General features: G+C 53.6%; 24 protein-coding genes. 11 read left to right on the forward strand and 13 right to left on the reverse strand.

The window, feature by feature from the left end; genetic code table 11:
• The coding region (locus B4A77_RS00385) for an FISUMP domain-containing protein (protein WP_290737294.1) at window positions 1-1,153 on the forward strand (1,153 nt) is incomplete at its 5' end.
• A 167-nt stretch (window positions 1,154-1,320) separates the two neighbouring features.
• On the opposite strand, the gene polA is transcribed toward B4A77_RS00385, so the two are convergent.
• Window positions 1,321-4,092: a DNA polymerase I gene (gene polA / locus B4A77_RS00390; RefSeq protein ID WP_290737296.1), complete on the reverse strand. Its 2,772-nt coding sequence runs from the start codon at window positions 4,090-4,092 to the stop codon at window positions 1,321-1,323.
• A 287-nt stretch (window positions 4,093-4,379) separates the two neighbouring features.
• Between polA and B4A77_RS00395 the strand changes: the two genes are divergently transcribed.
• The 3 genes from B4A77_RS00395 to B4A77_RS00405 all read left to right on the forward strand — a co-directional run bounded on the left by B4A77_RS00395 (window position 4,380) and on the right by B4A77_RS00405 (window position 9,114).
• Complete coding sequence (locus B4A77_RS00395; protein ID WP_290737298.1) at window positions 4,380-6,116, forward strand: pectate lyase family protein; 1,737 nt, start codon at window positions 4,380-4,382, stop codon at window positions 6,114-6,116.
• A 106-nt stretch (window positions 6,117-6,222) separates the two neighbouring features.
• Window positions 6,223-7,926: a fibrobacter succinogenes major paralogous domain-containing protein gene (locus B4A77_RS00400; protein ID WP_290737300.1), complete on the forward strand. Its 1,704-nt coding sequence runs from the start codon at window positions 6,223-6,225 to the stop codon at window positions 7,924-7,926.
• Between the two features lie 30 nt (window positions 7,927-7,956).
• A complete protein-coding gene (locus tag B4A77_RS00405) occupies window positions 7,957-9,114 on the forward strand; it encodes an FprA family A-type flavoprotein (protein WP_290737302.1) in 1,158 nt (385 codons plus the stop codon).
• Window positions 9,115-9,136: 22 nt separating this feature from the next.
• Here B4A77_RS00405 and B4A77_RS00410 read toward each other — a convergent pair whose 3' ends face one another.
• The 6 genes from B4A77_RS00410 to B4A77_RS00435 form a co-directional block, all read right to left on the reverse strand.
• A complete protein-coding gene (locus B4A77_RS00410; protein ID WP_290737304.1) occupies window positions 9,137-9,454 on the reverse strand; it encodes a hypothetical protein in 318 nt (105 codons plus the stop codon).
• Between the two features lie 5 nt (window positions 9,455-9,459).
• Entirely contained in the window at window positions 9,460-11,181 is a 1,722-nt protein-coding gene (locus B4A77_RS00415; protein WP_290737306.1) for an NAD(P)H-hydrate dehydratase, read from the reverse strand.
• Between the two features lie 15 nt (window positions 11,182-11,196).
• Entirely contained in the window at window positions 11,197-11,496 is a 300-nt protein-coding gene (locus B4A77_RS00420) for a hypothetical protein (protein WP_072812312.1), read from the reverse strand.
• Window positions 11,481-11,723, reverse strand: coding sequence for a hypothetical protein (locus tag B4A77_RS00425; protein WP_290737308.1), 243 nt, complete (start codon window positions 11,721-11,723; stop codon window positions 11,481-11,483). The genes B4A77_RS00420 and B4A77_RS00425 overlap by 16 nt, the downstream gene beginning before the upstream one ends.
• Window positions 11,724-11,941: 218 nt before the next feature.
• On the reverse strand, window positions 11,942-12,883 hold the full coding sequence (locus tag B4A77_RS00430) for a hypothetical protein (protein WP_290737310.1): 942 nt from the start codon (window positions 12,881-12,883) through the stop codon (window positions 11,942-11,944).
• Window positions 12,880-13,221, reverse strand: coding sequence for a hypothetical protein (locus B4A77_RS00435; protein WP_173381761.1), 342 nt, complete (start codon window positions 13,219-13,221; stop codon window positions 12,880-12,882). The genes B4A77_RS00430 and B4A77_RS00435 overlap by 4 nt, the downstream gene beginning before the upstream one ends.
• A gap of 68 nt (window positions 13,222-13,289) precedes the next feature.
• On the opposite strand from B4A77_RS00435, the gene B4A77_RS00440 reads away from it, so the two are divergent.
• Window positions 13,290-14,099: an alpha/beta fold hydrolase gene (locus B4A77_RS00440; RefSeq protein ID WP_290737312.1), complete on the forward strand. Its 810-nt coding sequence runs from the start codon at window positions 13,290-13,292 to the stop codon at window positions 14,097-14,099.
• A 15-nt stretch (window positions 14,100-14,114) separates the two neighbouring features.
• Here the strand turns inward: B4A77_RS00440 and B4A77_RS00445 are convergent, their stop codons facing one another.
• Window positions 14,115-15,086: a glycoside hydrolase family 16 protein gene (locus B4A77_RS00445; RefSeq protein WP_290737314.1), complete on the reverse strand. Its 972-nt coding sequence runs from the start codon at window positions 15,084-15,086 to the stop codon at window positions 14,115-14,117.
• Between the two features lie 126 nt (window positions 15,087-15,212).
• On the opposite strand from B4A77_RS00445, the gene B4A77_RS00450 reads away from it, so the two are divergent.
• Window positions 15,213-16,220, forward strand: coding sequence for a glycoside hydrolase family 11 protein (locus B4A77_RS00450; protein WP_290737316.1), 1,008 nt, complete (start codon window positions 15,213-15,215; stop codon window positions 16,218-16,220).
• Between the two features lie 5 nt (window positions 16,221-16,225).
• On the opposite strand, the gene ybaK is transcribed toward B4A77_RS00450, so the two are convergent.
• Complete coding sequence (ybaK, locus tag B4A77_RS00455) at window positions 16,226-16,726, reverse strand: Cys-tRNA(Pro) deacylase (protein ID WP_290737318.1); 501 nt, start codon at window positions 16,724-16,726, stop codon at window positions 16,226-16,228.
• 63 nt (window positions 16,727-16,789) lie between these two features.
• Here ybaK and B4A77_RS00460 point away from each other — a divergent pair, with 63 nt between their 5' ends.
• Window positions 16,790-17,509 carry a 4'-phosphopantetheinyl transferase family protein gene (locus tag B4A77_RS00460; RefSeq protein WP_290732442.1) on the forward strand — a complete coding sequence of 240 codons (720 nt, stop codon included), beginning with the start codon at window positions 16,790-16,792 and terminating at the stop codon, window positions 17,507-17,509.
• Window positions 17,506-18,456, forward strand: a complete 951-nt coding sequence (locus tag B4A77_RS00465; protein ID WP_290737320.1) for a Gfo/Idh/MocA family protein — start codon at window positions 17,506-17,508, stop codon at window positions 18,454-18,456. Before B4A77_RS00460 ends, B4A77_RS00465 begins: the two co-directional genes overlap by 4 nt.
• 196 nt (window positions 18,457-18,652) lie before the next feature.
• Here B4A77_RS00465 and B4A77_RS00470 read toward each other — a convergent pair whose 3' ends face one another.
• From B4A77_RS00470 to B4A77_RS00480, 3 genes are all read right to left on the reverse strand, one after another.
• Window positions 18,653-21,127 carry a glycogen/starch/alpha-glucan phosphorylase gene (locus B4A77_RS00470; protein WP_290737322.1) on the reverse strand — a complete coding sequence of 825 codons (2,475 nt, stop codon included), beginning with the start codon at window positions 21,125-21,127 and terminating at the stop codon, window positions 18,653-18,655.
• Window positions 21,128-21,257: 130 nt separating this feature from the next.
• Window positions 21,258-22,001, reverse strand: a complete 744-nt coding sequence (locus tag B4A77_RS00475) for a hypothetical protein (protein WP_290732435.1) — start codon at window positions 21,999-22,001, stop codon at window positions 21,258-21,260.
• Between the two features lie 89 nt (window positions 22,002-22,090).
• Complete coding sequence (locus B4A77_RS00480) at window positions 22,091-22,327, reverse strand: hypothetical protein (RefSeq protein WP_290732432.1); 237 nt, start codon at window positions 22,325-22,327, stop codon at window positions 22,091-22,093.
• Window positions 22,328-22,659: 332 nt separating this feature from the next.
• On the opposite strand from B4A77_RS00480, the gene B4A77_RS00485 reads away from it, so the two are divergent.
• From B4A77_RS00485 to B4A77_RS00495, 3 genes are read left to right on the forward strand one after another with little or no spacing between them, the layout of a single operon-like run.
• Window positions 22,660-22,998: an FISUMP domain-containing protein gene (locus tag B4A77_RS00485; protein WP_290737324.1), complete on the forward strand. Its 339-nt coding sequence runs from the start codon at window positions 22,660-22,662 to the stop codon at window positions 22,996-22,998.
• Complete coding sequence (locus B4A77_RS00490; RefSeq protein WP_290737368.1) at window positions 22,995-23,264, forward strand: FISUMP domain-containing protein; 270 nt, start codon at window positions 22,995-22,997, stop codon at window positions 23,262-23,264. Before B4A77_RS00485 ends, B4A77_RS00490 begins: the two co-directional genes overlap by 4 nt.
• Window positions 23,265-23,273: 9 nt before the next feature.
• A complete protein-coding gene (locus B4A77_RS00495; RefSeq protein ID WP_290737326.1) occupies window positions 23,274-23,981 on the forward strand; it encodes an NAD(P)H-binding protein in 708 nt (235 codons plus the stop codon).
• A 33-nt stretch (window positions 23,982-24,014) separates the two neighbouring features.
• Here B4A77_RS00495 and B4A77_RS00500 read toward each other — a convergent pair whose 3' ends face one another.
• Window positions 24,015-24,749: a type II secretion system protein gene (locus B4A77_RS00500; RefSeq protein WP_290737328.1), complete on the reverse strand. Its 735-nt coding sequence runs from the start codon at window positions 24,747-24,749 to the stop codon at window positions 24,015-24,017.
• Window positions 24,750-24,833 lie beyond the last annotated feature (84 nt).

Genomic DNA, 24,833 nt, shown 5'->3' on the forward strand with positions numbered 1-24,833 from the left:
GTCGTCTAAATCCGTATGGTACACTTGCGATAATGGCACTTGGGTGGCGACAAGTGATTCCGTAGTGGACCAGGTAATGTTGGGCACTGATTACGACGAGGGCACAGTCGTGGAATGTCCGTCAAATGGCCGCTACTGTGTGTTCCAGGATGGTCATTGGCGCGAGGGAACCAAGATGGATAGCATCCTCTATTCTTTGGGAGGCTCCCCGTGCATGGTAGAGGGTGATACGTCCAAGGTGAAGTATGAAGGTGAATACTATGTGTGTCGCTACGTGTCGTGGCGTGCGGTTCACATGCAATGGGAAACGGCTCCGCTGATATACAATGATACCTACGAAGACCGGGATGAGTGTAGCGCGACGGGGCTATATGGGGACGGTTCTTTCCATAATAAGCACGATAATGCGACTGGACGCATTTATGTTTGCGAGAATGGCGGATTCCGGTTGCCTACGGAGAGGGAAATGAGCCTGAATTTGGGCTGTACCAGTTATATCTACGGCAAGAAAATTACGGTGAACAATACGCATTTCGTGTGTGGCGAAGACGGCTGGAAAATAGATTCGACCGCGTGGGAATATGGCTCGTTCATGGATACGCGCGATGGCAGGGTGTATAAGACTATCGACATCTGGGGCCAGACATGGATGGCTGAAAACCTGGACTACAGGGATTCGGTTGCAAAGCCCGAACTGGAAGGGAACCGCTGGTGCTACGGCAATGAGGCAGAACAGTGCGACGCTTACGGCTCTTTCTATTCCTGCGAATTGTCTAGCCAGGTATGCCCTGCGGGTTGGCATTTGCCGTCGATATCGGATTGGTTCGAGTTGTACAATTTTATAGTGCTTATGGGTGGTGACCCGCAGAGTGGTTTGCGGGCGAAGGATGGCTGGTTAGATTATTCAGACAATGTCAATAATGGAACGGATGTGTTGGGCTTTACGGCTCTCCCTGGCGGAATCATGTATGGAGAGAACTCGTATGGAAGCGCTACGCAGGAAGCATGGTTCTGGTATGCACAGGACTGCTCGCTGAACGAGTATGAAGCGTTGTATTTGTCTAGCGAGGAAGTAAACTTTGTTACGAGCTCCGTTTCGGGAGGCAAGATAACGGATGCGTATAGCGTCCGCTGCATAAAGGACGCGGAATAGGCGTAGGCAAGTTCGCGCGCTTGGTGAGCCGTAAGCGACTCGTATTAACGAGTCGTGTCGGCGACCTTTGGACACTTGCGCTTTAGCGCTTAGTGTACATGGCCACCTTTAGGTGGGAGTGAGGCGAAGCCGGAGAAGCCTTACGGGAGTGTGAGCCGAACGGTCGCTTAGTGCGCCTCTAGCCAGTTCTCGCCGAAGCCGACGCTCGCCACGAGCGGAACCTTCAGTTCCATGGCGCCTTCCATCTCGGATTTCGCCATCTGGGCCATCGCTTCCACCTGGTCGCGGGGGCATTCGAACACGAGTTCGTCGTGCACCTGCAACATCATGCGGAGCGGCAGGTTCTCTTCGTTGATGCGCTTCTGGATGCGGATCATCGCAATCTTGATGAGGTCGGCGGCGGAGCCTTGGACGGGAGTATTCACGGCCATGCGCTCGGCCATTTGCGATTCCATGCGGTCGCTGCTGTCGATACCTGCGATGTAACGGCGGCGGCCCGAAAGCGTTTCTACGTAGCCGTCGCGGTGGGCGGCCGCCTTGGTATCTTCGATAAACTGCTGTACACCCTGGTACATCCCGAAGTAACCGTCGATAAAATCCCTTGCCTGCGACATCGGAATTTTCAGGTCACGGGCGAGGCGGAAGGCCGTCATCCCGTAAAGCACGCCGAAATTCACGACTTTTGCGTCGCGCCTCATGTCACTCGTGACGGCGTCGAGATCCACCCCGTAAATCGCGGCGGCGGTGCGGGCGTGGATGTCGATGCCTTCCTTGTAGCTTTCGATGAGTGCAGCGTCGCCACTCAGGTGCGCGAGCATTCTGAGTTCAATCTGCGAGTAGTCCACCGCAAGGATTACGTTATCCTTGCTCTGCGGGATAAATGCGGCGCGAATCTTTTTGCCGAGGTCGCTGCGTACGGGAATGTTCTGCAGGTTCGGATCGCGGCTCGAGAGGCGGCCTGTCGCGGTACCCCACTGGATAAAGCTTGTGTGGATGCGGCGCGTGTCCGGATTGATGAGCGTCGGGAGCACCGAGATGTAGGTGCTCTGCATCTTCTTGAGTTCGCGGTACTCGATGACGGAAAAAACAATCGGGTGCGGCGCCTTGAAACTCAGTTCTTCGAGAACGACGGCATCGGTACTGCGCTTCTTGATTTCGGGAAGCCCGAGTGTATCGAAAAGCACGTCGCCCAGCTGCTTTGGCGAGCCGATGTTGAACTCGACTCCCGCCATGTCGCATATTTCCCTTTCGAGTTTTTCTATGCGCTGCTGCAGTTCCTGCTCCAGCGTTTTGAGGGCCGGAACGTCAATCGCGACGCCGACCGTTTCCATCTGGTAGAGCACCTTCAGGAGCGGCATTTCCTGCGCGAAGAAGTACTTCACGTAGTCGAGTTTCTCGAGTTCCTTCTTGAGTGGTTCCCACAGGCGCAGCGTATAGACTGCATCTTCGGCGCCATATTCCGTCGCATCCTTGATGGGCGCGCGGTTGAACGTAATCTGGTTCTTGCCGCGCCCGATGAGGTTCTCTATCGGAATCATCTCGTGCTGCAGGCGTTGCATCACCTGGTTGTCGAGCCCGAGGCCCGATTGTCCCGGAGAAAGCATCCAGGCGGCTATCAGCGTGTCGACGATGTTTGCGTTGTCGATGTCTGCCTGCGGAATCTTGAACGCGCGTGCGAGAACGTGCAAATCGAATTTCGCGTTGTGGAACACGAGCTCGCGCGGCGACTGAATCAATTCCTTGAACCAGGTCGCGACCTTGTTAAAGTCGAAGTTGCCGCCCTTGCTTGCAGGGAGCGGGAACCCGATTTCATCGGTGTGCGCGAGCGGGACATAGTAACCCTTCGCCGGGTCTGCCGAAAGGCAGAGGCCCACGATGTTGCATTGCATCGGATCGAGCCCGTCCGTTTCGGTATCGATGCCCACGGTACTTGCAGCCGCAAATTCAGCCTTCATCTGCTCAAAAACTTCATCGGTATCGACGCAGATGTATGTGGGCAAGTCTTCTACGGGGAAACTTGCGGCAACGGGTTCGCCGTCGCTTACAAAACCCGCCTTGCTCGGGACCTTCTCGAGCAGGCGCAACAAACTATTGATTTCGTGGTCCTTGAACATCTGCGCGAGCGTATCCACGTGCAGGCCGTTGTATTCGAGTGCGTCCAGGTTTCCACTGAATGCACGCTTGGTCTGGAGCGTCACGAGTTCGCGGCTCAGGAATGCCTTCTCGCGGTTGTTCGCGAGGTTGTCGTGCAATCCCTTCTTGGTAATCTTGTCGAGGTTCGCGTACAGGTTGTCCATGTCGCCGTAATCGTTCAGCAACTGGATGGCCGTCTTCGGGCCCACCTTCGGTACGCCGGGGACGTTGTCGCTCGCATCTCCCATGAGCGCGAGGTAGTCGCGTATCTTTTCCGGCGGGAGCCCGTACTTTTCCATCACCTGCTCGGGGCCAAAATCTATTCCATCGGCGCCCTTCGTCAGGTGGAAAAGGTGAATCTTGTCTGTCACGATCTGCGACATGTCTTTGTCTTTACTGAGAATCACGACACTGTCGAATCCCGCCTCGACCGCAGCCACCGCGGTACTTGCCATCACGTCGTCCGCCTCGTAGCCCGGTTCCGAAAGCAGCGGAATTCCGCTAGCCTCGAGACTTTCGCCCAGCAGCGGCATCTGCGCCGCCATCTCTTCGGGCATGGGCCCGCGATTCGCCTTGTAGTCGGGGTAAAGTTCGTGCCTGAAAGTCTTAGTGTGCGCGACATCGCGTGCAATCGCAAAATGCGTCGGCTTGTGCTTGGCCAAAATGCGGAGCACCGCACCCCAGTAACCGTGCATCATGGAAACGTCTTCGCCTTGGCTGTTCTTGAGCGGGTTTTGCGAGTAGGCGTAAAACATGCGGAACGCAAGCGCGTAGGAGTCGAGCAATAATAAAGTCTTTTCGGCCATGGCTTGAATGTAGAAATCTTCTATGCCATAAAATGGCGATAGGGACGACCAAGTCTTCTGATGTGGCGAAATGGGTTGATTTTTTGCATTTTTGGGTCGATTTGCCTTGATGTTCTCAAAAATTCTGTAAAATTTGAGAACATTTTTGTGCTATTTTGAAGCAATTTTACTTAAAAATTTACATAATTTACGAAAATTCATATTGACTTTTGGTGTTTTTGAATATAAATTTTGAGAAAGAATTTGAGAACATATTGACGCGTTCTCGAAAAAAAGGGATGGATGTTATGGAAAAAACACAGTCAAAATGGTCCAGGATGCTTGTCGCGGGTGTGGTGCTCGGGGCGACTCTTGCAACCTCCACGTTCGCGGTCACCTCGCCGGATTTCCCGATGGCGGGATTTGCCACGCAGAATGGCGGCACCACGGGTGGCAAGGGCTATTCCGAGGTCACGGTGGACAACGTGAGTGACCTTAAGAGCTACGCCAAGGCGGGCAACAAGATTATTTATGTGAAGCCGGGGACGTACATGGGCCCCGTCGAGGTCGGCAGCAACGTGACGATTTACGGTTACCAGGGCGCCATCATCGCGCAGCCCACTTCGGGCAGCGCCATGAAACTGAGCGGCTCGAAGAACGTCATCATCCGCAACCTGAAATTCAAGGGCGCCGGCGCGCACGACGATGATGACGAGGATTGCCTGCAGGTGAATCACGAGTCGAAGAACGTGTGGATTGACCACGTGGATGTTTACGATGGTCACGACGGCAACCTGGACATTACCAACGCCTCGGACTTTGTGACGATTTCGTGGACCAAGTTCAGCTATACCTCGGCGTCGAGCGGTCATCAGTTCAGTAACCTGATTGGCAACAGCAAGACAAAGACGAGCGACCGCGGACACCTGAATGTGACGATTCATCATACGTGGTGGGCGGACGGCGTGGTGGAACGCATGCCTCGCGTGCGCTTTGGCAAGGTGCATGTGGCGAACAACCTTTTCGACAGCAAGGATGCGAGCTACTGCGTGCGTGCCGCCATCGAGGCGGATATCCGCATCGAAAGGAACGTATTCATTGGCGTGCAGAAGGCGCTTGACCTCTACACGAGCGACGGTGCCATCACGGCAGCGCAGATGATCGAAAATTACGAAGAAAACGTGAAGAAACCGCAGGCTGGTACGGGCACGGCGTTCAAGCCGAGCTATTCCATGAGCCTTACCGACGTGAACACGCAGGCGAAGGCGTATGCCCTGCGCGATTCAATTAAGTTGTATGCAGGTGCTACTCTCCCGGATCCGGGCCGCAGTCCTGTGGTGACTCCGGCAAGTTCGAGCAGCGCAAAGTCGAGCTCCAGCGTGGCATCGAGTTCTTCCGTGAAGTCGAGCAGCAGTGTCGCAAAGTCCAGTTCGTCGCAGGGTACTGTCGCGGGCGAGGCGAGCCTCACCAAGCATGGCTCGGGCAGCACCACGCAGACTGTTGCTGCGGGCGAATCGATTATGGAATTCTACTACACGATTGCGGGCGCGACGGGTGCCACGGTGACGGGGCTTCCGGATGGCGTGTCGGGTACGCTCAAGGGTTCTGACTTCTACATTTCGGGAACGGTCTCTGCGACGGTGGCGCCGGGTGCGTACAAGTTCACCGTTACTACGACGGGCGCTACGACGAATGCCTCGAAGAGCGGGACCATTACCGTCGTGGCGGGCTCCGGTGTTGTGGCGTCCAGCAGCAGCTCCTCGCTCGTCACACCGCAGTCGAGCGATAGCGAGACAAGTGTGTCCAGCAGCAGCGAAGAAGGTATGGGATTACACTTCGCTGAAACATCTCGCTGGTACCTCTCCGTGTCGGGTCGCGAACTGAGTATTGTGGGTGTGGAATCCGCTCCGGTCGCAGTATTCGACATGCAGGGGCGCCTACTCTGCCGCAAGGCGGTAGGCGAGAATTTCGTGGCGGTGATGACCGGTGCGGGCCGCTACATTGTGCGGGTCGGCGCCGAGACCCGCGTGGTGGAAATCCGCTAAAATAGTTCTCCTCCAATAAACACCGACACCCGCAAGGCAAACCCTTGCGGGTGTTTTTTTTGCGTGGCTAATTCTTTGTTATATTGTCTCTCAAATGGGGGCCTTTATGAAATGGAGAATATTAGTCCTGTCGGCATTCCTGTGTCTTGCCGCTTGCGCTGACGATGACAGCGATTTTGTGACACGTCCTTCAGATGACTCGTCTTCCGGCGTGTGTGAAGACTGCGATGATGCGTCGTCGTCTAGTAAAAAGCAGGGAAATGCCAGTTCCTCGTCGTCTGTGACTTCGTCAAGTAGCAAGGGTTCTTCCAGTTCCACGAAGTCTTCGTCTAGTAGCAGTTTTCCTGAGGGCTATGTGGATCCGTCAACTGTAGTTAAGGGAACCATAACTGATGAACGCGACGGCCAAACCTACAAGACAGTCACCATCGGTACCCAGACGTGGATGGCGGAGAATTTGAACTACGAGAGCGTGAAAAGCTTTTGTTATAAAGATTCCGCTGAATATTGCACCAAGTACGGTCGCCTTTACAACTGGGCGGCGGCGATGGACAGTGCGGGAACATGGAGCACGAACGGCGAAATCTGCGGATTTAGAACGTTGTGCTTGCCGACTTATCCGGTGCGTGGCGTTTGCCCCGAGGGTTGGCACTTGCCTACGACTACGGAATGGCATACGTTGATTGCCGCAGTTGGCGAATCCGATGAGGGCAAGATACTCAGGTCTACTAGCGGCTGGAACGCTGCCAGGAACGGGACGGACGCCTATTCCTTCTCGGTGTTGCCTGCAGGCTATGGGTATTTCAATGGTTCTTTCGATGCTGTGGGCGAGCGTGCGTACTTCTGGAGCTCTAATCAGGTCAATAGCGACTACGCGTACAGCATGTACATGTATTACACCGACGACTATACGAACGTGTTCAACCAAGATAAGTATGCCACGTACTCCGTCCGTTGTGTTAAGGACGACGGTGAAACAGCAGAAACATCCTCTAGCAAAAAGGACGAAAGCAGTTCTAGCATCTCACCGAAATCAAATTCTAGCGAGACAAGCGTGTCCAGTAGTAGTTCTACGAAAGACGTCGTCCTGAGCAGTAGCGAAGGATCCAGTGAATCTAAATCTAGCAGTTCGGAAGAAGCAGAATCATCATCTAGTAAGGTTACTGAACCCGTCAAAGGGACTCTTACTGACTCGCGCGATGGCCAAACCTACAAGACTGTCACCATCGGTACGCAGACCTGGATGGCGGAGAACCTGAACTATGCTTACACTGGTGTTCCCTATAACTATAGCGGCTACACCTCCGATTCTACTAGCTGGTGCTACAGCAACGATGCATCCAACTGCACCAAATATGGCCGACTTTACACCTGGGCTGCGGCGATGGACAGTGTGGGAACGTGGTCTACAAACGGCAAGGGCTGCGGCTATAATAAGACTTGCTCGCCGACATATCCGGTGCGCGGAGTTTGTCCTGAGGGCTGGCACCTGCCTACGCAGACGGAATGGAAAACGCTGTTTACCGCAGTTGGCGGTTCCAGTACGGCGGGCAAGATGCTCAAGTCCACTAGCGGCTGGAACAGCAGCGGCAACGGCACGGATGCCTATTCCTTCTCGGCGTTGCCTGCTGGCCTCAGGAACTACAATGGGTATTACGACTTCGAGGGCTACTACGCGTACTTCTGGAGTTCTACTGTGAGTAATGGCAACTACGCGTACCTCATGTACTTGGGCTACAGCTACGACGGTGCGAGCCTGGACAACGACGGCAAGGACATCGGGTTCTCTGTTCGTTGCGTAAAGGACTAATTTTTTAACTTTCCACAAAAAGGAAAAATCATGAAGAACTTTAGCGAGAATATCAAGTACATCGGTGTCGACGACAAGGACATTGACCTGTTTGAGGGCCAGTACGTGGTGCCCGAAGGCATGGCCTACAATTCGTATGTGATTGTTGACGAGAAGATTGCCGTGATGGATACGGTGGACGCGCACAAGGTGGGCGAGTGGCTTGCCAATCTAGACGCTGCTCTCGCTGGCCGCAAGCCGGACTACCTGGTGATTCATCACCTGGAGCCGGATCACGCTGGCGGCATCGCCGATTTCGTGGCGAAGTACCCGGAGGCGACTCTCGTTGCATCTGCGAAGGCTTTCGCCCTGTTGCCGCAGTTCTTTGCGCTGCCCGCGACAACCAAAATGCAGGCCGTGAAGGAAGGTGAAACGCTTTCGCTCGGCGCCCACACGTTGCAGTTTATCGGAGCCCCGATGGTGCACTGGCCCGAAGTCCTGTTCAGTTACGAACAGAGCGAAAAGGTGCTGTTTGCTGCCGATGCGTTCGGCAAGTTCGGCGTGTACGATGCCGATCCGGACGACTGGGCATGCGAAGCCCGCCGCTACTACTTCAATATCGTGGGCAAGTACGGCAACCAGGTGCAGGCCGTTCTCAAGAAGGCCGCCGCGCTTGACATCAAGACGATTTGCCCGTTGCACGGTCCGGTACTCACCGAAAATCTTGGCTACTACATCGACAAGTACAATACCTGGAGCAGCTACGCTCCAGAAGACAAGGGCGTGCTCGTGGCGTTCGCATCCATTTATGGCAACACCAAGAAGGCTGCCGAAAAGCTCGCCGAGAAGTTGACCGCCGCCGGTGTCGAGAAGGTCGTGGTCTCTGACCTCGCCCGTAGCGACATGGCCGAAGTCATCGAAGACGCCTTCCGTTACGACCGCATGGTGGTCGCCGCTCCCACATACGACGCGGGCCTTTTCCCGGTGATGGAAGATTTCCTCAACCACCTGAAGGCGAAGAACTACAGCAACCGCAAGGTGGGCGTTATCGAAAACGGCACGTGGGCTCCGATGGCCGCAAAGAAGATGACCGAAATCCTCTCAACGCTCAAGAACGTGACGCTCGCCGAAACTGTGGTGACGGTGAAGTCCTCGCTCAACGCCGAATCCGAAGCGGCGCTGGACAAACTCGTGCCTGAGATGAAGTAATCGTTCTCGGTGTCGTTAGTAGTTATAGGTGATGCCGTAAATCACCGTCTTGAATTAGGCTGTTGACCGCATCGTCTTCAGAAACGATGTCGTCCATTTCTCCGCCGATTGGCCCGTAATAAGTGGAGTCGTTGCTTGTCAAGGACGATGATGAGGAAAGAGCCGATGGCGAAACGGTGCTTGCCGTTTTCGTAGAATCTGCCGACTCCTTCTGTTCTTGGGTCGAAGCGAATGCCGAAATCGAAAAAGCGGCGGATAGCCCCAAGAGAGCGACGAGTTTCGCCTTGGTTTTAGGGCTGAGTTCACCCTCTTTTTTGACTATACGCTTTTCTATGTGCATCTTGATTAGTTAAACGCCTGCGGCAACGCGTTGATGACATTGCTTGGGAGCATGCTGAATGCTCCCATTTTTGTGCGGGCTATGCGGCCCGCTTTTTGATGCAGTAACGCACCGAGTACGGCGGCTTCGCAGGTGGACAAGCCTTGTGCGAGGAGTGCTGTGATGATTCCCGTGAGAACGTCGCCGGAGCCGCCCTTGGCAAGGCCCGAGTTATGTGCGGGCACGATGAACACGCGTCCGTCGGGGCTCGCGACGAAGGTCGGCGCGCCCTTCAGGAGGATGACCTTCTTCGTATTGCGGGCGATGTCGCGGAGTAGTTTCGGTATGCCGATATCGTTTGTCGGGAGCGCTCCGAAAAGCCTTTCGAATTCGCGGCGGTGCGGGGTGAGCACGGCCGCGGAGGCGATGCTGTGAAGGAACGATGCTGCCCCCGAGGAAGGGCTTGCCGAAGTCTTGTTGAGCGTGGCAATGGCGTTCAGCGCATCGGCGTCGATGACTGTCGGACACTTGACTTGCGGGAGTATCTCGATGACGGCGTCGCGCGTGCATTCGGCGCTCCCTAGCCCCGGCCCGATGGCGAGTGCCTGGTTGTGCTTCGCCTTCTCGAGAATTTGCGGGATGTGCGCGGGCGAGAGCGCTGTGGCGCGGTCGTCCGTGGAATCCGCATCTTGACCTGCGATATCTTGCAGGTTTACGAATACGGGTTCCGAAAGTTTCGCCTGCAGTACGGGCATCACGGCTTCGGGGCTCGCGAGGGTCACGAGGCCGGCGCCGCTCCGGAGGGCGGCCTGCGTGCAGAGCGCGGCGGCTCCCGGCATATCGCCGGAACCTGCGACAATCATGGCGCAGCCCTGGGTGCGCTTGTCGCCCCAGTCGTCGCGCTCGGACAACATTTGCGGAATGAGCGCCTCGGTGGCGAGGAACGTGTTCTCGCTGAACTGCTCGACGATGCCTGCGGGGTAGCCGAGCGGGGCGATGGAGGCTTCCCCGAAAGCGGGCCCGCCTTCGCGCGTGTATGCATCCAGCCGCGGGAACCCGAACAGGAGGGTTTCGCATGCGCGGGTACAGGGTTCCCGGCGCACGTGTTCCTGTGAGTCGTAACCGGTGGGTGCGTCGGCCGCGACAACCGGGATGTTTGATGCGGCAATGTCGCGGACCGCGGCTGCGTACAGTTCCCGCAGTTCGCCGTACGCGCCGTTCCCGAGCATGCAATCTACAATCAGGTCAAAATCCGCGAACCGCGGCGTGCGCGGTGCAGTTCCTGCCTGCGACAAACTTTCCGCTGCCGGCGAATACGGAATTAAACGGCCGCCTGCCTGCACAAAATCATCCAGAGCCATCTTGGCTTCGTTCTGGAATTTGTCCGCGGCAGCAAGTGAATACGTTGTGCAGGGGATTCCCGCTTCGATAAGCAACTTCGCGAGTACGAGCCCGTCACCTCCGTTGTTACCCCCGCCGACAAATACAGCCACCGATCGCGGCGCATTTCCAGTCCCGCGATAAGCATCTAAAACCTCGACCACCTTCTGGAACAGCGCGGCTCCCGCCTGTTTCATCAGTTCATAACCGGCCTCAATCGCCACGCACGTCTCACCTTCAATTGGGGCGTCTGTCTGGCAAACGTCCTTGGCGAGCGCTTCCTTGGCCGCCTTGTCAAGCGCCCTCATCCCCTCTGTCGAGAGGACGGGCATGAGTTCCGTATAGCTGAACTGGTTGAGGAGTTTCATATCTTGAATATAAATTTATACAGCGGCCTTTGACAAGACCTCGATGGCGTATTCGCTGTACTTGACGCCGCCTTTTGCTGCATTGCGCTTCAGCCCTTCAATGACCCAAGTCGGTAAACGGAAAGATGCCATTTTCGTTGCTTCGCGGGCCTTGCGGGCCTTGATTTCCTTTACGGTTTCTTCCCAGGGGCCGTTGCTGACGATCGTTGTGCCATCTTCCAAACCCTTGCGGAATTCCTCTGCAAAATCGTGCTCGTTAAAATAGCGGAGTTCTTCTTCCGTCATGTCGGGCTTTTCCATTACCTTGAATGCCATAGATTTTCCTCGTCTTTGTGTGCACGCCTTGCCGTGACGACTGTGTACAGGTCTTTTCCTAGTACGACTGACCATATTTTACCATCTACCTCTCCGATTGCTATGTATCGGTCTGGAAAAGAATTTGAACGCCTAAACAAACATCTGCCATGGACGAGTTTTGCAGCCATTTCGGGAGTGAATGTTCTCTCATCGAATTTTTCAAATGCGTGTTTTATGATTTTCATAATTAATATACAAATTGTATTACAAATTGTCAATACGCTAAATAACTTTAAAATTATGCCAAAATACAATTATAAGTGCTTGCTTCTAAGAAAAAGTTTTATTGGCCCCCTCGCGTTTGATGTCGCTTTTGTACTGCTCACGATCAAATATAAATAAACAGAATGTCAAAACATGACATTTATAAAAAATGCAGTTGCCCAATATTTGCGTGATTGCGCTAGAACAAATCCAGCGAACTGTCCAGGTAAATCTCTTCGCGCACCTTGAGCTGGTGCTCGGGCTTGGTCATGTAGTAAAGCAGGAATTCCAGGATGACGGCGCTACCGAGGCTACGCCCTTCGATTTTGAAGTGCCGGAATCCCGCAGGCGCGTACACATTTTGGATGTCGTCAATCCCGATAAAGCCGGGGTTCTTCATCGCGTCGGAGAATCGGTAGCCCCTCTGGGCGGTGGGCGAGACGCATTTATGGTCTGCGCAATCTTCGCCGAGGCTTTTGCGGCTCACGTTCTCGTAGCAGGCCTTGCGGTCGTAACAGCCGAACCAGCAACATTCATTGCATAGGAACTCGACCTTTTGTTTTTGTGCGTCCGTAAGCGCGTTCAGCTTGCCGAATTGCTTGTTCAGGCGGAAATCCGGCACCACGTAACTGAATTCGTTGCGGTTTAGTTCGGTGACAAACTGCTCAAAGTCAGTAATCACCTTCGTGGTCGAGGAGACAAAATAGAATTCGGGATATTTAGCCTTGATGTAATCGAGCAGAAGATCCGAGTGGACGATGATGCCGGCACCGTCCAAACCTGCATCGAACTCGGCGCCGTTCCTTCCATCGACAAGCCCTGTATCCGAGCCTTCGAACATCCTGCACAATTTGTTGCACTCTACATCATCAAGGTGCTCCTCGCGAACTAGCGAATTGCTGAAGGTGAGCCGTGCCGAAATCCCGTATTCCTTCACGAGTGCCATAACCTTTTCCGGTTCGGCATCCCCGAAACCGACGCGCCCGCCGCCCCAGAGGCAGTCGCTAGGCGCTCCGTAGATGGAGCCGATATCGCACCAGTCGTAGAAGTATTCCCGGTGCTCGCGCCATAGCGGCAAGAAGGCCTTGTACAGGTCGTAAAATTCGAACAGTCCAGGAAGGTGGTAGAAGACTTTATTCAAAGTTTGTTCTGATGATTATGAGGCTGTTTTTGACTGGGTTTAGAAGGCGCTTTCGCTGTATTCTTTTTTGCGATAAGTTCGTCAAAGGATTCTTTTTTGGGCTTTAGCCCTAGGGCCTTGTCAAATGCGTCCGTTTCGTCTTGATTTAAATAATCGTCAATGGATTGATCGCTTTTAGGTATTTTCCCGAAGATAAGAATCGGTATTGCCGTAACGAGCGGGACTTCGATAAAAAATTTATAGACCATATCTGTGCCGATAAAGATTATTCCCGGAATCAAACATATCCCGGTTACGATCGCCCATATAATCAATCTTGTTTTGAATTTTTCAAACATCGTTCATAATATACCTTATTCTACGCATGAGGAAGACTCTTGTGTCAAGTTGTTGTTATCTTTAGGGCATGAGCGAAAGTCTTGTACAGTGCGTCCGCACGGACGGATTCGAAATGGAATATGCGCGGTTCGGCAACGGTCCGCGTGCAATGGTTGTCATTCCCGGGCTTGCCATCAAGAGTGTAATGAAATCCGCTGCGTCCTTGCAGGTGCCCTACAAGATGTTTGTCGAGGATTTTACGCTGTATTTTTTTGACCGACGCAAGGATGTTGAGGCGGGTTATTCGCTCGAAGACATGGCCCGCGACCAGGTGCTTGCCATGCAGGCGCTCGGACTCAAGGATGTCGCCCTCTACGGCGTGTCGCAGGGTGGCATGGTGGCCCAGCATATTGCTGCGACGCATCCGGAACTCGTGTGGAAACTTGTTCTCGGTTGTTCGACTTCCAAACCTGAACCGCAACAGCTCGAAATAATCGGAAACTGGGCTCGCCTTGCCCGCGCGCATGACCGCGAAGGACTGGTGGATGCCTTCATCCGCGACTGTTTCTCGGTGAAGTTCGCCGAACGCTACAGTCGTGCGCTCCGTGCCATGTACAAGGATGTTTCTGATGCCGAAATGGACCGTTTTGCCATATTCGCCCGTGAATGCGACAACGTCGATACCGGCGATATGCTTGCAGATGTCAGGTGTCCGGTGCTGGTCCTTGCCGCAAGTGAGGACCGCGTAGTCCTTCCGGTTGCTTCCGACAAGATTGTAGACAAGCTAAACGCTGCGGGTGTCCCTTGTGAGTACAAGGTTTTCGAGGGGTACGGTCATGCTGCCTTCGACGAAATCAAGGAATACAAGGATAGGATTCTCGAATTTCTGAAACGCTGAATTTCCCGTTGCCGCTTATCGCGAGACCCTGATATAGTCCACGAGCATCTCGTTCGGAAACTGCAAATCGTCTACCTCGAATCCGGGCCAGTTGCCCGCGACGGCTACGTTCAATATGAAGAATTGCGGCTTGTGGAATGCCTCCAGGCCGTCCTTCGCGTCTTCGATGGCGATTTCTTGGTACTTGAAGTCGTCGACGTACATCGCGATGAGCTTTTCGTTCCAGACCATCTTGTAGTTGTGGAACTGCGTGATGTCGAGTTCCTTGCTCGTGCCGTAGTAATCCTTGGTGTTGTTGCCGTAGTCGGCTTGGTTCCCTCCGGCTTGCCAGTGGTTGGTGCCGTAGACGACGTTCTCGCTGTTTACCGCCTCGATGATGTCGATTTCGCCACAGGCGGGCCAGGAGACTGCGTCGATGTTTTCGCCTAGCATCCAAAATGCGGGCCAGATTCCCTTGCCTACGGGTAGCGCGATGCGGGCCTCTACCGTGCCGTAGGTGAAGCTGAACTTGCCCTTGGTAATCATGCGGGCCGACGTGTATTTTGCGCCTTCGTAATCTTCCTTGTTCGCGCGGATGTGGAGGATGCCGTCTTGCACGAAGGCGTTCTCGCTGCGGCCGGTGTAGTATTGCCACTCGTTGTTGCCCCAGCCACTCGCTCCTGTCTCGAATGTCCATGTGGTGGTGTCGATTGAGTCGAATTCGTCGTGCCACAGGTACACTTCGGCTGGTTCGGCAGGCTCACCAACCTTATCAGTGGCCTTGTCGCTGGAGGATATCTCGGCGGAGACGGAAACATCTATTGAAGAGGATGATAAGTTCGCTGAGCTGAGTCGAAGCGAACTCGAAGAATTCGTGGCAATCTTGTCGCTGCTGCTCGCGGGCGGTTCTTCTGCGGGGCCGGAACTGCTCGAATCGGAGGAACACGCGAAAAAGGCGGCGCTTGCTGCCGTGGCGATTACAAGGGGCGCTGTGAACTTTTGGAACATTCTTTAAATATAGCCTAAATTCCTGCGTCAGTGCCCTGGATACTCCAACTTGGAATAATGGGGGCGATGTATGCGCTCTGCAAAAGATACTTATTGTAGTAGATTTCTAGAAAAAAGGATGTTTGTATGAAAGCTATTCTCAAGTATGGCCTGGTTGCCATGTGCGCCCTGGCTGCAAATGCGTTTGCGCAGGATTTCTGCAACACTGCCGCCCATAGCGGTTCCAAGGTGGAGGTCTCCACGAACAATGTGGGTTCGTTCAGCAACGGTATCGGATATGAACTCTGGAACGAAGGCGGCAACGGTGGTTCCGCGACGTTCTACGACGACGGCTCTTTCAACTGCCAGATGACCGGCGCCAAGGACTACCTTTGCCGCGCGGGGCTTTCTTTCAATAGCGACAAAACCCATACAGAACTTGGCCACATGAAGGCGGATTTCAAGTTGGTCAAGAACAATCTTTCGGGAATCCAGTATTCCTATATCGGTATTTATGGCTGGACCCGCGAACCGCTGGTGGAGTGGTACATCGTCGATAACACCGGCAGTGACTACATGCCCGGCGATTGGGTGGCCCAGGGATCCTCAGCAAAGAAACATGGCGTTTATGACATTGATGGAGCGAAGTATACGGTTTACGAAGGCGACCGTACCTCCTATTCCATCGATGGAGACAACAAGTACTTCAAGCAGTATTTCAGTGTGCGTACTTCGAAGCGCGACTGCGGTACCATCGACATTACGGCCCACTTCAAGAAGTGGGAAGAACTCGGCATGAAGATGGGCAAGATGCACGAGGCAAAGATTCTTGGTGAAGCAGGAAACTCCGAAGGGGCAAAAGCCAAAGGAGAATATGACTTCCCCTATGCGAAGGTCTATATCGAAAGTGATACGCCGTCGAGTTCTTCTGTTGCTCCTGAGGTCAGCAGTTCGTCGACCACGGTTATTCAGGAAGTTCGCCCGATGACAACCGGCAGCAGCATGTCGCTTGTGTTTGACGCTCAGGGCAAGTTCCTCACTTCCTTCGAGACGGAAAACGATGTGGACTTGACTACTGCAATCAAGGCCAGGTTCCATTCCGGCATCTTCCTGGTGAAGCAGGGCGGGAACGTCCGCAGCATCTCGGTGAAGTAAAGAAACTAGTCCTGCGGAGCTTCGGGCGGGATTCTAGCAATCGCGCCCACGGTCGCGCGCGTCGCCTTTACGAGGTCGGCAGGCGCGATTTTCAGTTGCAGGCCGCGTTCGCCCGCGCTCACGTAGATGAACGGGAACTGCATCGCTGTCTCGTGAATGAAAATCGGGAAGTTCTTCTTGAGGCCGAGCGGGCTGCAGCCACCGCGAATGTAGCCGGTGAGCGGAGTCAGGTCCTTGAGTGGGACGGTGTCTATTTTCTTGTTGCCGCTCACCTTGGCGGCGCCCTTCAAATCTACTTCGAGGTTCCCCGGCACAACGCACACGAGGTAGCCGATCTTGTCGCCGTGAACGAGGATAGTCTTGAATACCTGATTGATGTCTTCGTCGAGGCTGTCGGCAACGTGCTGTGCGCCGAGGTCGTTCTCGTCGACCTTGTAGGGGATGAGTTCGTAACTGATTTTCTGCCGGTCGAGAATGCGCGCCGCGTTTGTCTTCTTGATGTCCATGTGGTAAAATATAAATCTTTGCGGTATGGCGTGCAATAGGCCTAAATTGCTATATTGCGCGGTATGGATACGCTCGTCTATACGGCAGATATTTCGGCCTTGAACGACCCGGCAGTTTTTGAAAGGCTGCTTGGGGAGGTGCCCGAGTATCGTCGCGAGAAGGCGATGCGTTTCAAGTTCCCGGGTGGCCGTGCGCAGTCGCTTGGGGTGGGCCTGCTGTTGCGTATCGCTTGTCGCGATTTCGGGATTGAAGGCGCAGACGCCCATGTGGTGCTCGGCGAGAACGGGAAGCCCGCTTTTCGCGATGAGCCGGATATACACTTCAACCTCTCGCATTCCAAGACGCGCGTGATGTGCGTTATTTCGCCCTACGAGGCGGGTTGCGACGTGGAGCGCGTGCGTCCGGGGCGTTCCCGCCTTGCGGAACGCTTCTTCAAGGAATCCGAGAACGCGTGGATACGTTCTTTCCCGGAAGGCGATGCGCAGGATATTGCTTTTTGCAGGCTCTGGACGCTGAAGGAATGCTACATGAAGGTGACCGGGCGCGGGATGGCGCTCTCACCGGACAAGTTCACGCTTTCTGTGACGCCCGATGGCATTATGCTCGATCACGAAGGCCCGCGACCGGAATACAGGTTCTTTGAATTGCCTGCCTGCCAGCTGACGGAAGGAGACCGCTACTGCCATGCGTATTGCTTGAAGGGCATGCCCGAGGGACATCGGGTGGCTTGTCGTGAAGTTGACCTTGCGGGAAATACTCCGTTCAATGAGGTCGCGCGATGAAACCGTATAATGCAATTCTTGTCGGGAACGGCACCATGGGCAAGCGGCATCGCGCGCGTTTTGAAGCGTGTGGTGTGAAGTTTATCGCTGCTGCGGACAATCAAGAAGAATTTGACGAGATTACTGATAAATTAACGTGCGGGACTGCAGATGGGCTGCCCGCAGACTTTGCGGTAATCGCGTCGCCGGCATCGACGCACTATGCCTACGCGAAGTTCTTCCTGGAGCGTAAAATTCCCGTGCTGGTTGAAAAACCGCTTGCCACCTCCGGCGAGGAGGCGCAGGAACTCGTCGACCTGGCTGCGAAAAACGATACGCTTCTTTTTGTCGCGCAGTCGGAATGCTTCAATCCGATATTCCTGAATTTCCGAAAGCATTTCCTTGCGGAACTGAACGCGCGTCTTGAGGCCGGCGATAAACAATTAGGAACTGGCGATATGCTTATTGCCGGTGATAAACTGCCCGCGGGCAACGTGCGCCTGGAATTTCGGCGCGAGCACAAGTATTCTGAACGTTGCCGCGACGTAAACGTATCGCTTGACCTGCTCGTTCACGACCTGAGCCTGTTCTTCACCCTGTTCCGGTACGAAGATGTCGATATCTCGTTCAAGACATCTGCCGAATCCCGCGATAGGGCAAGGTTGTATTTGAAGGTTGCGCGCGGGCCCTACAAGGGCGTGACTGCGGATTTTTACGTGAACCGCGACAGCGACGTAGATGTACGCACGATTTCCGTGAGTTATGGCCGGCAGGGCGGTTCTCCCGGCTCCAATTACACCGTGAGCCTTGCGCGATATCTCGACAACGGGGAAATCGCCCACATTCCCGACTCGCTCGAGAACGAACACAGGTTCTTCCTCAAGCTTTTGGACGGAGCCTGCGGTGACTGGGGCAAGCGCATTGCTCGGATTGCGGCTGACTGCGTGAAAATCGCCTCTCGGCAATAAGTATTTTTTCCATTTGCTTCGCATAGCTTCGTTTTTATAATAAGGACGAATCTTGCGCTTGCAAAAAAAATGAATAAAAAATCCCGCGATTTCTCGCGGGACTTTCTACAGTCGTCATGTTCGCGCAGGCGAACATCTTAGGCTCAGCGCCCTTGCTGTTCAGGATGACTCCGGGACCTGCAATCTTTCGTCTAACTTACAGCTTGATGCTGCAGGGCTTGGCGTGCCAGATTTCCTCGGCGTACTGCTTGATGGTACGGTCGGAACTGAACTTGCCCATGCGTGCCACGTTGAGGATAGCCTTCTCGGCCCATGCCTTCTTGTTCTGGTATTCCTTCGCCACCTTGGCCTGCATGTCCACGTAGCTGCGGAAGTCGGCGCAGAGCATGTACGGGTCGTGGGTGAGGAGTTTGTCTGCAATGTGCTTGAAGAGGTCCGGACGGTCGGGGCTGAAGAAGCCGGAACCGATGAGGTCAATCACGCGGCGCAGGTCGTCGTCCTTCTCGTAGAAGTCGCGCGGACGGTAGCCCTTGGCGAGCAGGTCGGTGACTTCTTCCACGGTGAGGCCGAAGATGAAGATGTTTTCGTCGCCGACTTCTTCCTTCATTTCCACGTTGGCGCCGTCGAGCGTACCGATGGTGAGCGCACCGTTCAAGGCGAACTTCATGTTGCCGGTACCCGAGGCTTCGGTGCCCGCGGTAGAAATCTGTTCGGAGAGGTCAGCCGCCGGGATAATCTTCTCGGCGAAGGAGACGCGGTAGTTCTCGAGGAACACCATCTTGAGCTTGCCCTTGCAGACCGGGTCGGCGTCGATGATGGCGGCGACGGCGTTCGCGAGGCGGATAATCTGCTTAGCCATCCAGTAACCCGGAGCGGCCTTACCACCGATCATGATGGTACGCGGCAGGATTTCCTTGCCGTCCTTCACCTGGATGTACAGGTGGATGGCATGGAGGATGTTCAGCAGCTGGCGCTTGTATTCGTGGATGCGCTTCACCTGCACGTCGAAGAACGTATCGGTATCGACATCCACGCCCTGCGTAGCCTTGAGGTACTTGGCGAGGCGTTCCTTGTTCTGCTTCTTGACTGCCATGAATTCCTTCTGGAATGCGGCGTCCTTAGCGAACTTCTCGAGCTTCTTCAGGTCGTCGAGGTCCTTGACCCAGCTGTCACCAATCTTCTTGGTGATGAGGCTCGACATGGCGGGGTTGGCCTTGCGGACCCAGCGACGCGGCGTCACGCCGTTCGTCTTGTTGTTGAACTTTTCGGGCCACAGTTCGTAGAAGTCCTTGAAGAGCGTCGTCTTCAGGAGGTCGGAGTGGAGTGCGGCCACGCCGTTCACGGCGAACGAACCCACGATGGAGAGGTAGGCCATGCGGACCATCTTGCAGCCGCCTTCCTCGATGAGGCTCATGCGGGCGAGGCGTGCATTGTCGCCGGGCCACTTCATGCTGACCATGCGCAGGAAGCGTGCGTTGATTTCGTAAATGATCTGGAGGTGACGCGGGAGGAGCTTCTCGAAGAGGCTGACCGGCCACTTCTCGAGGGCTTCCGGCATCAGGGTGTGGTTCGTGTAGGCGAACGTCTTGGTGACGATGTCCCAGGCTTCGTCCCATTCCATGTTCTCGATGTCGAGGAGAATGCGCATCATTTCGGCGATGGAGATTGCCGGGTGCGTATCGTTCAGCTGGATGGCAACCTTCTCGGGGAACTTCTTCCAATCGCCGTCATGGAGCTTCTTGAAGCGCTTGATGATATCCTGCAGGGAGGCGGAGCACAGGAAGTACTGCTGCTTGAGGCGCAGTTCCTTACCGTTCATGGAGGAGTCGTTCGGGTACAGCACCTTGGAAATCGTTTCGGAAAGTTCCATGTCCTGCACGGCGGCGATGTAGTCGCCGTTGTTGAAGTAGCTGAGGCCGAAGTCGTCGGTGGACTTCGCGCTCCAGAGGCGCAGGTTGTTCACGGTGTTGTTCTTGTAGCCCGGAATCGGGGTGTCGTACGGGAGGGCGAGCACGTAGTCCTTCGTTTCCCAGCGGTTGCGGAGCTTGCCCTTCTCGTCCATCCAGCTCACCACGTAGCCGTAGAACGGAACCTTGATGGCGTTGGCCGGGCGGGCGATTTCCCAGGGGTTCGGGAGGCGCAGCCAGTTGTCCGGCTGTTCTTCCTGCTCGCCGTTCACAATCTTCTGGCTGAACATGCCGTATTCGTAGCGGATGCCCATGCCGGTGGCCGGGAGTTCGAGCGTTGCCATGGAGTCGAGGAAGCAAGCGGCGAGGCGGCCGAGGCCACCGTTACCCAAGCCCGCGTCAACTTCCTGTTCGCGGAGTTCTTCGAGGGTCATGCCGATTTCGTCGAGCGCTTCGGTGACGGCGCTTTCGACATCGAGGTTCAGCACGGAGTTACCGAGCGTGCGGCCAATCAAGAATTCGAGGGAGAGGTAATAGACGCGCTTCACGTCCTGCTTGTAGTAGGTCTCCTGGGTCTTGATCCAGCGGTCCACGAGACGGTCGCGGACGGCGTATGCGACGGCGAGGAACTTTTCGTGGTCGGTCACGGTCACCTTGTTACGGGCGAGCGTGTGGTGGATGTGGTCGGTGAACGCCTTGCGGAACGATTCCGCGTCGGTGCCGAGCACTTCGACTTCTTCTGCTTTCTTGGTTGCTTTTGCCATGACTAAGCCTATGGGTTTATGGTTTAAACTGGTTCGGGAAACCCGATTTTACGGCGGTAAATTTAGAAAAAACTGTCCTGTATGTAAAAGGATTTTAATAAAAGCGGGGGCAAAACATGCTTGCGAGCGGCTATTCTTGTTTACCCACAATTTCATCCAAACATTTTCTTGCAAACTCGGTGGGTACTCGCATTGCAGATATCAACAGCCCCATTTTCTTGCAGACGCGGCGCACGTAGCGGATGTTTGATGGTTCAACGTTCCATATTATATATCCGTCGACGGATGAATCCAAGTTCCCCATTCGTTCATCCTCTTTGATTTTATTTATCAAGGAATCTTGAACATAGGCGGAGTTCAGAATATTGACAGGATAGATATCCCTTATACAACCTTGAAGAATTTTTTTATGATAGGCTTGCCACGAGTCGCCATTAGACACAACATTGCTGATACATTTACTTTGGCAATTCTTGGCTTTACAAACATAGCCATAATCAGCTGCGAAAAAATCTTTCAAATACAAAATGAAATTTGAAATATCTGGATTTTCAAAAAGAACATATACCTCATTGTAACCTTTGGGGTGTCCATCACTTATATGCAATAGATTGAGCCAATCTAATATGCCTTCTGAAGTTTCAAAATACAATGAAGCCGATATCATGGAACTGAATTTGACTTCCGAAATGGATTTTGCGGGAACATTTATATCATTATATCTTTCAGTCAAGAAATGATACTTGCGAGGCTTGAATGCGTTTGCTGGATAAGCACAAATTGCATCGAGTAATTCTCGTGAGATCTTAAAAGATCTATCATAGTTTATCAATACTAGATACTGATAAGATTTCCCAAAAAGCCAATCAAGCATATCGTTCTCTTTTTGACCGCGGATTCCTCAACACTGTTTCGCTATGGGCATTTGGTTTGGACTACTGAGTGCAACCTAGCGGGGATGTCCTAGGGGTCTTCGGATTCTGGGGCCGATTCTTTCTGCGTACGGATGTTTTCCATCAGGAAGTGGATGGCCTTGAGTCGGCCGTTGCATTTTTCTATACAGTTATCGTAAAACCCCTTGGTTTTCTCGTCCCACTCGGGCACGATTTCGGAGGCGTACAAAAAATGTTCGACGCAGATGGAAAGCTGGTCCGCTTCGCGCCGCAGGTCGTCTAGGTTCGATCTCGTGAAGAATGCCATAATGATAAAGATAAAAAAGAAAAGTCGTCCTAAGAGGTGGCTTGCACATGGTTTGGGGGGCTTTTTTGACACTCTTACATACTAAAACGGCAAAAGAGATGAAAAAGTATGTAAGAATGTGGACGTGTGGGGGAATTCGCGTGATGCTTTACATACTAGATGTCGGAAAATGCTTTGTTAGTATGTAAAATAAACTGTTAAAAGTGCTTTTTTGATTGTTAGTTTATTTGTGATTTTGCGAAAATTACATACTAAAGCCCCTCAACAGGCAAAATAGTATGTAAGGGACGTATTTTTGAACTCAAATTGATTAAATAACATATATTTAAAACATGTCTAAAAGGTTCTTTTTCATCTTGATTGCGCTGATGGCGGTTGCCCTTATCGGGTGTAACGAGGCGGAGAATGTGTTGAAAGACCCGCGCGATGGTCGCGTCTACAAGACAACTACAATTGGCGCGCAGACCTGGATGGCCGAGAACCTGGATTACGAAATAGCAGACAGCTATTGTTACAACAACGATACTAGCAACTGCAAAAAATATGGTCGCCTTTACACGAGGGATGCTGCGTTGAAGGCGTGCCCTGCAGGCTGGCACCTGCCCAGTATGGAAGAATTCAGAATTTTGATAAAGACTGTCGGCGGTGAAAAATTGCGGGTGAGAAACTGAAATCGAAAAGCGGTTGGAATGACGGTGGCAATGGTTCGGATGCTTTCGGTTTTTCGGCACTGCCTGCCGGTACTTGGTTCGATGGGGGGACCACGGGGGATGATGAAGGATTCTCTGAAGAGACTGTTGGTACAGGCTTTTGGGGGTCCACGGAAAATGCGAACAAGGAACTTTACGAGATGAATTTGGTCGATAATGAAATTGCCCCTTATTTTAGTTATAGGGGACGGGGCTTTGGAAATTCCGTTCGCTGCGTAAAGGACTAAATTTATGGTATGAAAGTTGCGCTTTTCGGTTCGACTGGCCTTGTCGGAAAAAATGTCTTGAAACTCCTGGTGCGCCTTGACCAGGTGGAACATGTGTACTGCCCGGTGCGTCGCGTGCCCGAGCCCGCCGAAACCGGTATTTTAGAGGGTGCCGCGAAAATCGACTTCGACGTGGTCGACTTTGAACAGGTGGACAAGCTGCGCGAGAAGTTTGCGGGCCTCGACGCGGCGATATGCTGCCTCGGCACGACTATCAAGCAGGCGGGTAGCAAGCCCGCGCAGGAGAAAATCGATGTGAGGCTCCCGCTATCGCTTGCAGCCGTCGCGAAGAAGGCGGGCGTAAGGCATTTTCTGTGTATGAGTGCGCAGGGAGCGAATTCGCATTCGCCGTTCTTCTACAACCGCCTGAAGGGAATGCTCGAGGAAGGCCTCACGATGATTGGTTTCGAGGCGCTCACGCTCGTGCGGCCGTCGCTACTGCTCGGAAAGCACAAGGACAAGCGGTTCGGCGAAGAACTGATGCAGAAGATTTTTGGCAGGCATCTCGCGATATTACCTGCGAGAATCCGCCCCGTGTTCGCGGAATCCGTCGCTGCCCATCTCGTGGCATCGATGCTCAAGCCGCCTTTTGAACATGTGTGCGCAAGCGACGGCGTGAAGGGCAAGCGGATTATATACAACCGAATATTGGCGCAAACGCCGGCTGACGTTTTTTAAAAGTTATATAGCGGAAATAAGGACTGGCGTAGGCTAGGGATTTTTGTCCTTATTTTTTCCATTTCCATTTCCATTGCCAGGTTTTTCGGCATCCGGGTTACATTTCTTTTGTTGGCCATATGCGTGCTGGAGTCCTGCTCCGTTTCCATTGCTAGTTTTGCAACCGCTTGACGAGTCGTCGTTTGATGCTTGATTGTCGTCGGAGGCTTGATTGTTGCTTGTGCCTTGCTGGGCGGTTTGAGTCGCTGTTGCAGTGCAGCCACCAATGTTGATGTCGCCGACTTCCCAGTATCTAGAGAAGGTCGCGCATTCCGCTGAAGAGGCTATTTGGGAATAATATGCGATTTGCTGATTGGCGGGTGTGATGACAATAGCCCAGGCGCTGCCTGTGGGGCATTCGTTGAGGCTGGAGAGGCTTGTTGCGTGCCAACCGATGAAGGAATTGCCGCTCTCGCTGGAGGATTCGTCTTGTTGGCAGTCCCCGTATTCGAAGTTGCTTGTTTTTCCGTTCCCGGGTGCGGTATAGCCGATGTCTTTCCAGGAACCTACGCCGCGCTCCTGGTGCAGGTATGCGTCTTCAAGATGGATGTAGGAGCCTGCTGCAGAGAGAAGTTCCGTGGTCTTGGCCTTGGCTATCATGCCGAATAGTTTTGGCACGCCGACTGCGGCAAGTACGCCCATAATGACGATAACGACCATTATTTCGATGAGGGTGAAGCCGTTCTTTTTATCCATGAGAGGCTCTTTTGAAAAGATTGCAGAAATCATAAGTTTACGATAATAAAAATATAACATATGGGAACGCCAGGTGCAATACATTTTTCACCTAGTGTACGGAATGCCTAATTATTG

Origin of the sequence: Fibrobacter sp. UBA3718 (genome assembly GCF_002371935.1) — a bacterium.
Classification (GTDB): domain Bacteria; phylum Fibrobacterota; class Fibrobacteria; order Fibrobacterales; family Fibrobacteraceae; genus Fibrobacter.

Coding starts and splice junctions, on each gene's coding strand:
- polA (WP_290737296.1), bottom strand. CDS start 4,092: ATGGCCGAAAAGACTTTATTATTGCTCGACTCCTACGCGCTTGCGTTC.
- B4A77_RS00395 (WP_290737298.1), top strand. CDS start 4,380: ATGGAAAAAACACAGTCAAAATGGTCCAGGATGCTTGTCGCGGGTGTG.
- B4A77_RS00400 (WP_290737300.1), top strand. CDS start 6,223: ATGAAATGGAGAATATTAGTCCTGTCGGCATTCCTGTGTCTTGCCGCT.
- B4A77_RS00405 (WP_290737302.1), top strand. CDS start 7,957: ATGAAGAACTTTAGCGAGAATATCAAGTACATCGGTGTCGACGACAAG.
- B4A77_RS00410 (WP_290737304.1), bottom strand. CDS start 9,454: ATGCACATAGAAAAGCGTATAGTCAAAAAAGAGGGTGAACTCAGCCCT.
- B4A77_RS00415 (WP_290737306.1), bottom strand. CDS start 11,181: ATGAAACTCCTCAACCAGTTCAGCTATACGGAACTCATGCCCGTCCTC.
- B4A77_RS00420 (WP_072812312.1), bottom strand. CDS start 11,496: ATGGCATTCAAGGTAATGGAAAAGCCCGACATGACGGAAGAAGAACTC.
- B4A77_RS00425 (WP_290737308.1), bottom strand. CDS start 11,723: ATGAAAATCATAAAACACGCATTTGAAAAATTCGATGAGAGAACATTC.
- B4A77_RS00435 (WP_173381761.1), bottom strand. CDS start 13,221: ATGTTTGAAAAATTCAAAACAAGATTGATTATATGGGCGATCGTAACC.
- B4A77_RS00440 (WP_290737312.1), top strand. CDS start 13,290: ATGAGCGAAAGTCTTGTACAGTGCGTCCGCACGGACGGATTCGAAATG.
- B4A77_RS00445 (WP_290737314.1), bottom strand. CDS start 15,086: ATGTTCCAAAAGTTCACAGCGCCCCTTGTAATCGCCACGGCAGCAAGC.
- B4A77_RS00450 (WP_290737316.1), top strand. CDS start 15,213: ATGAAAGCTATTCTCAAGTATGGCCTGGTTGCCATGTGCGCCCTGGCT.
- ybaK (WP_290737318.1), bottom strand. CDS start 16,726: ATGGACATCAAGAAGACAAACGCGGCGCGCATTCTCGACCGGCAGAAA.
- B4A77_RS00460 (WP_290732442.1), top strand. CDS start 16,790: ATGGATACGCTCGTCTATACGGCAGATATTTCGGCCTTGAACGACCCG.
- B4A77_RS00465 (WP_290737320.1), top strand. CDS start 17,506: ATGAAACCGTATAATGCAATTCTTGTCGGGAACGGCACCATGGGCAAG.
- B4A77_RS00470 (WP_290737322.1), bottom strand. CDS start 21,127: ATGGCAAAAGCAACCAAGAAAGCAGAAGAAGTCGAAGTGCTCGGCACC.
- B4A77_RS00475 (WP_290732435.1), bottom strand. CDS start 22,001: ATGCTTGATTGGCTTTTTGGGAAATCTTATCAGTATCTAGTATTGATA.
- B4A77_RS00480 (WP_290732432.1), bottom strand. CDS start 22,327: ATGGCATTCTTCACGAGATCGAACCTAGACGACCTGCGGCGCGAAGCG.
- B4A77_RS00485 (WP_290737324.1), top strand. CDS start 22,660: ATGTCTAAAAGGTTCTTTTTCATCTTGATTGCGCTGATGGCGGTTGCC.
- B4A77_RS00495 (WP_290737326.1), top strand. CDS start 23,274: ATGAAAGTTGCGCTTTTCGGTTCGACTGGCCTTGTCGGAAAAAATGTC.
- B4A77_RS00500 (WP_290737328.1), bottom strand. CDS start 24,749: ATGATTTCTGCAATCTTTTCAAAAGAGCCTCTCATGGATAAAAAGAAC.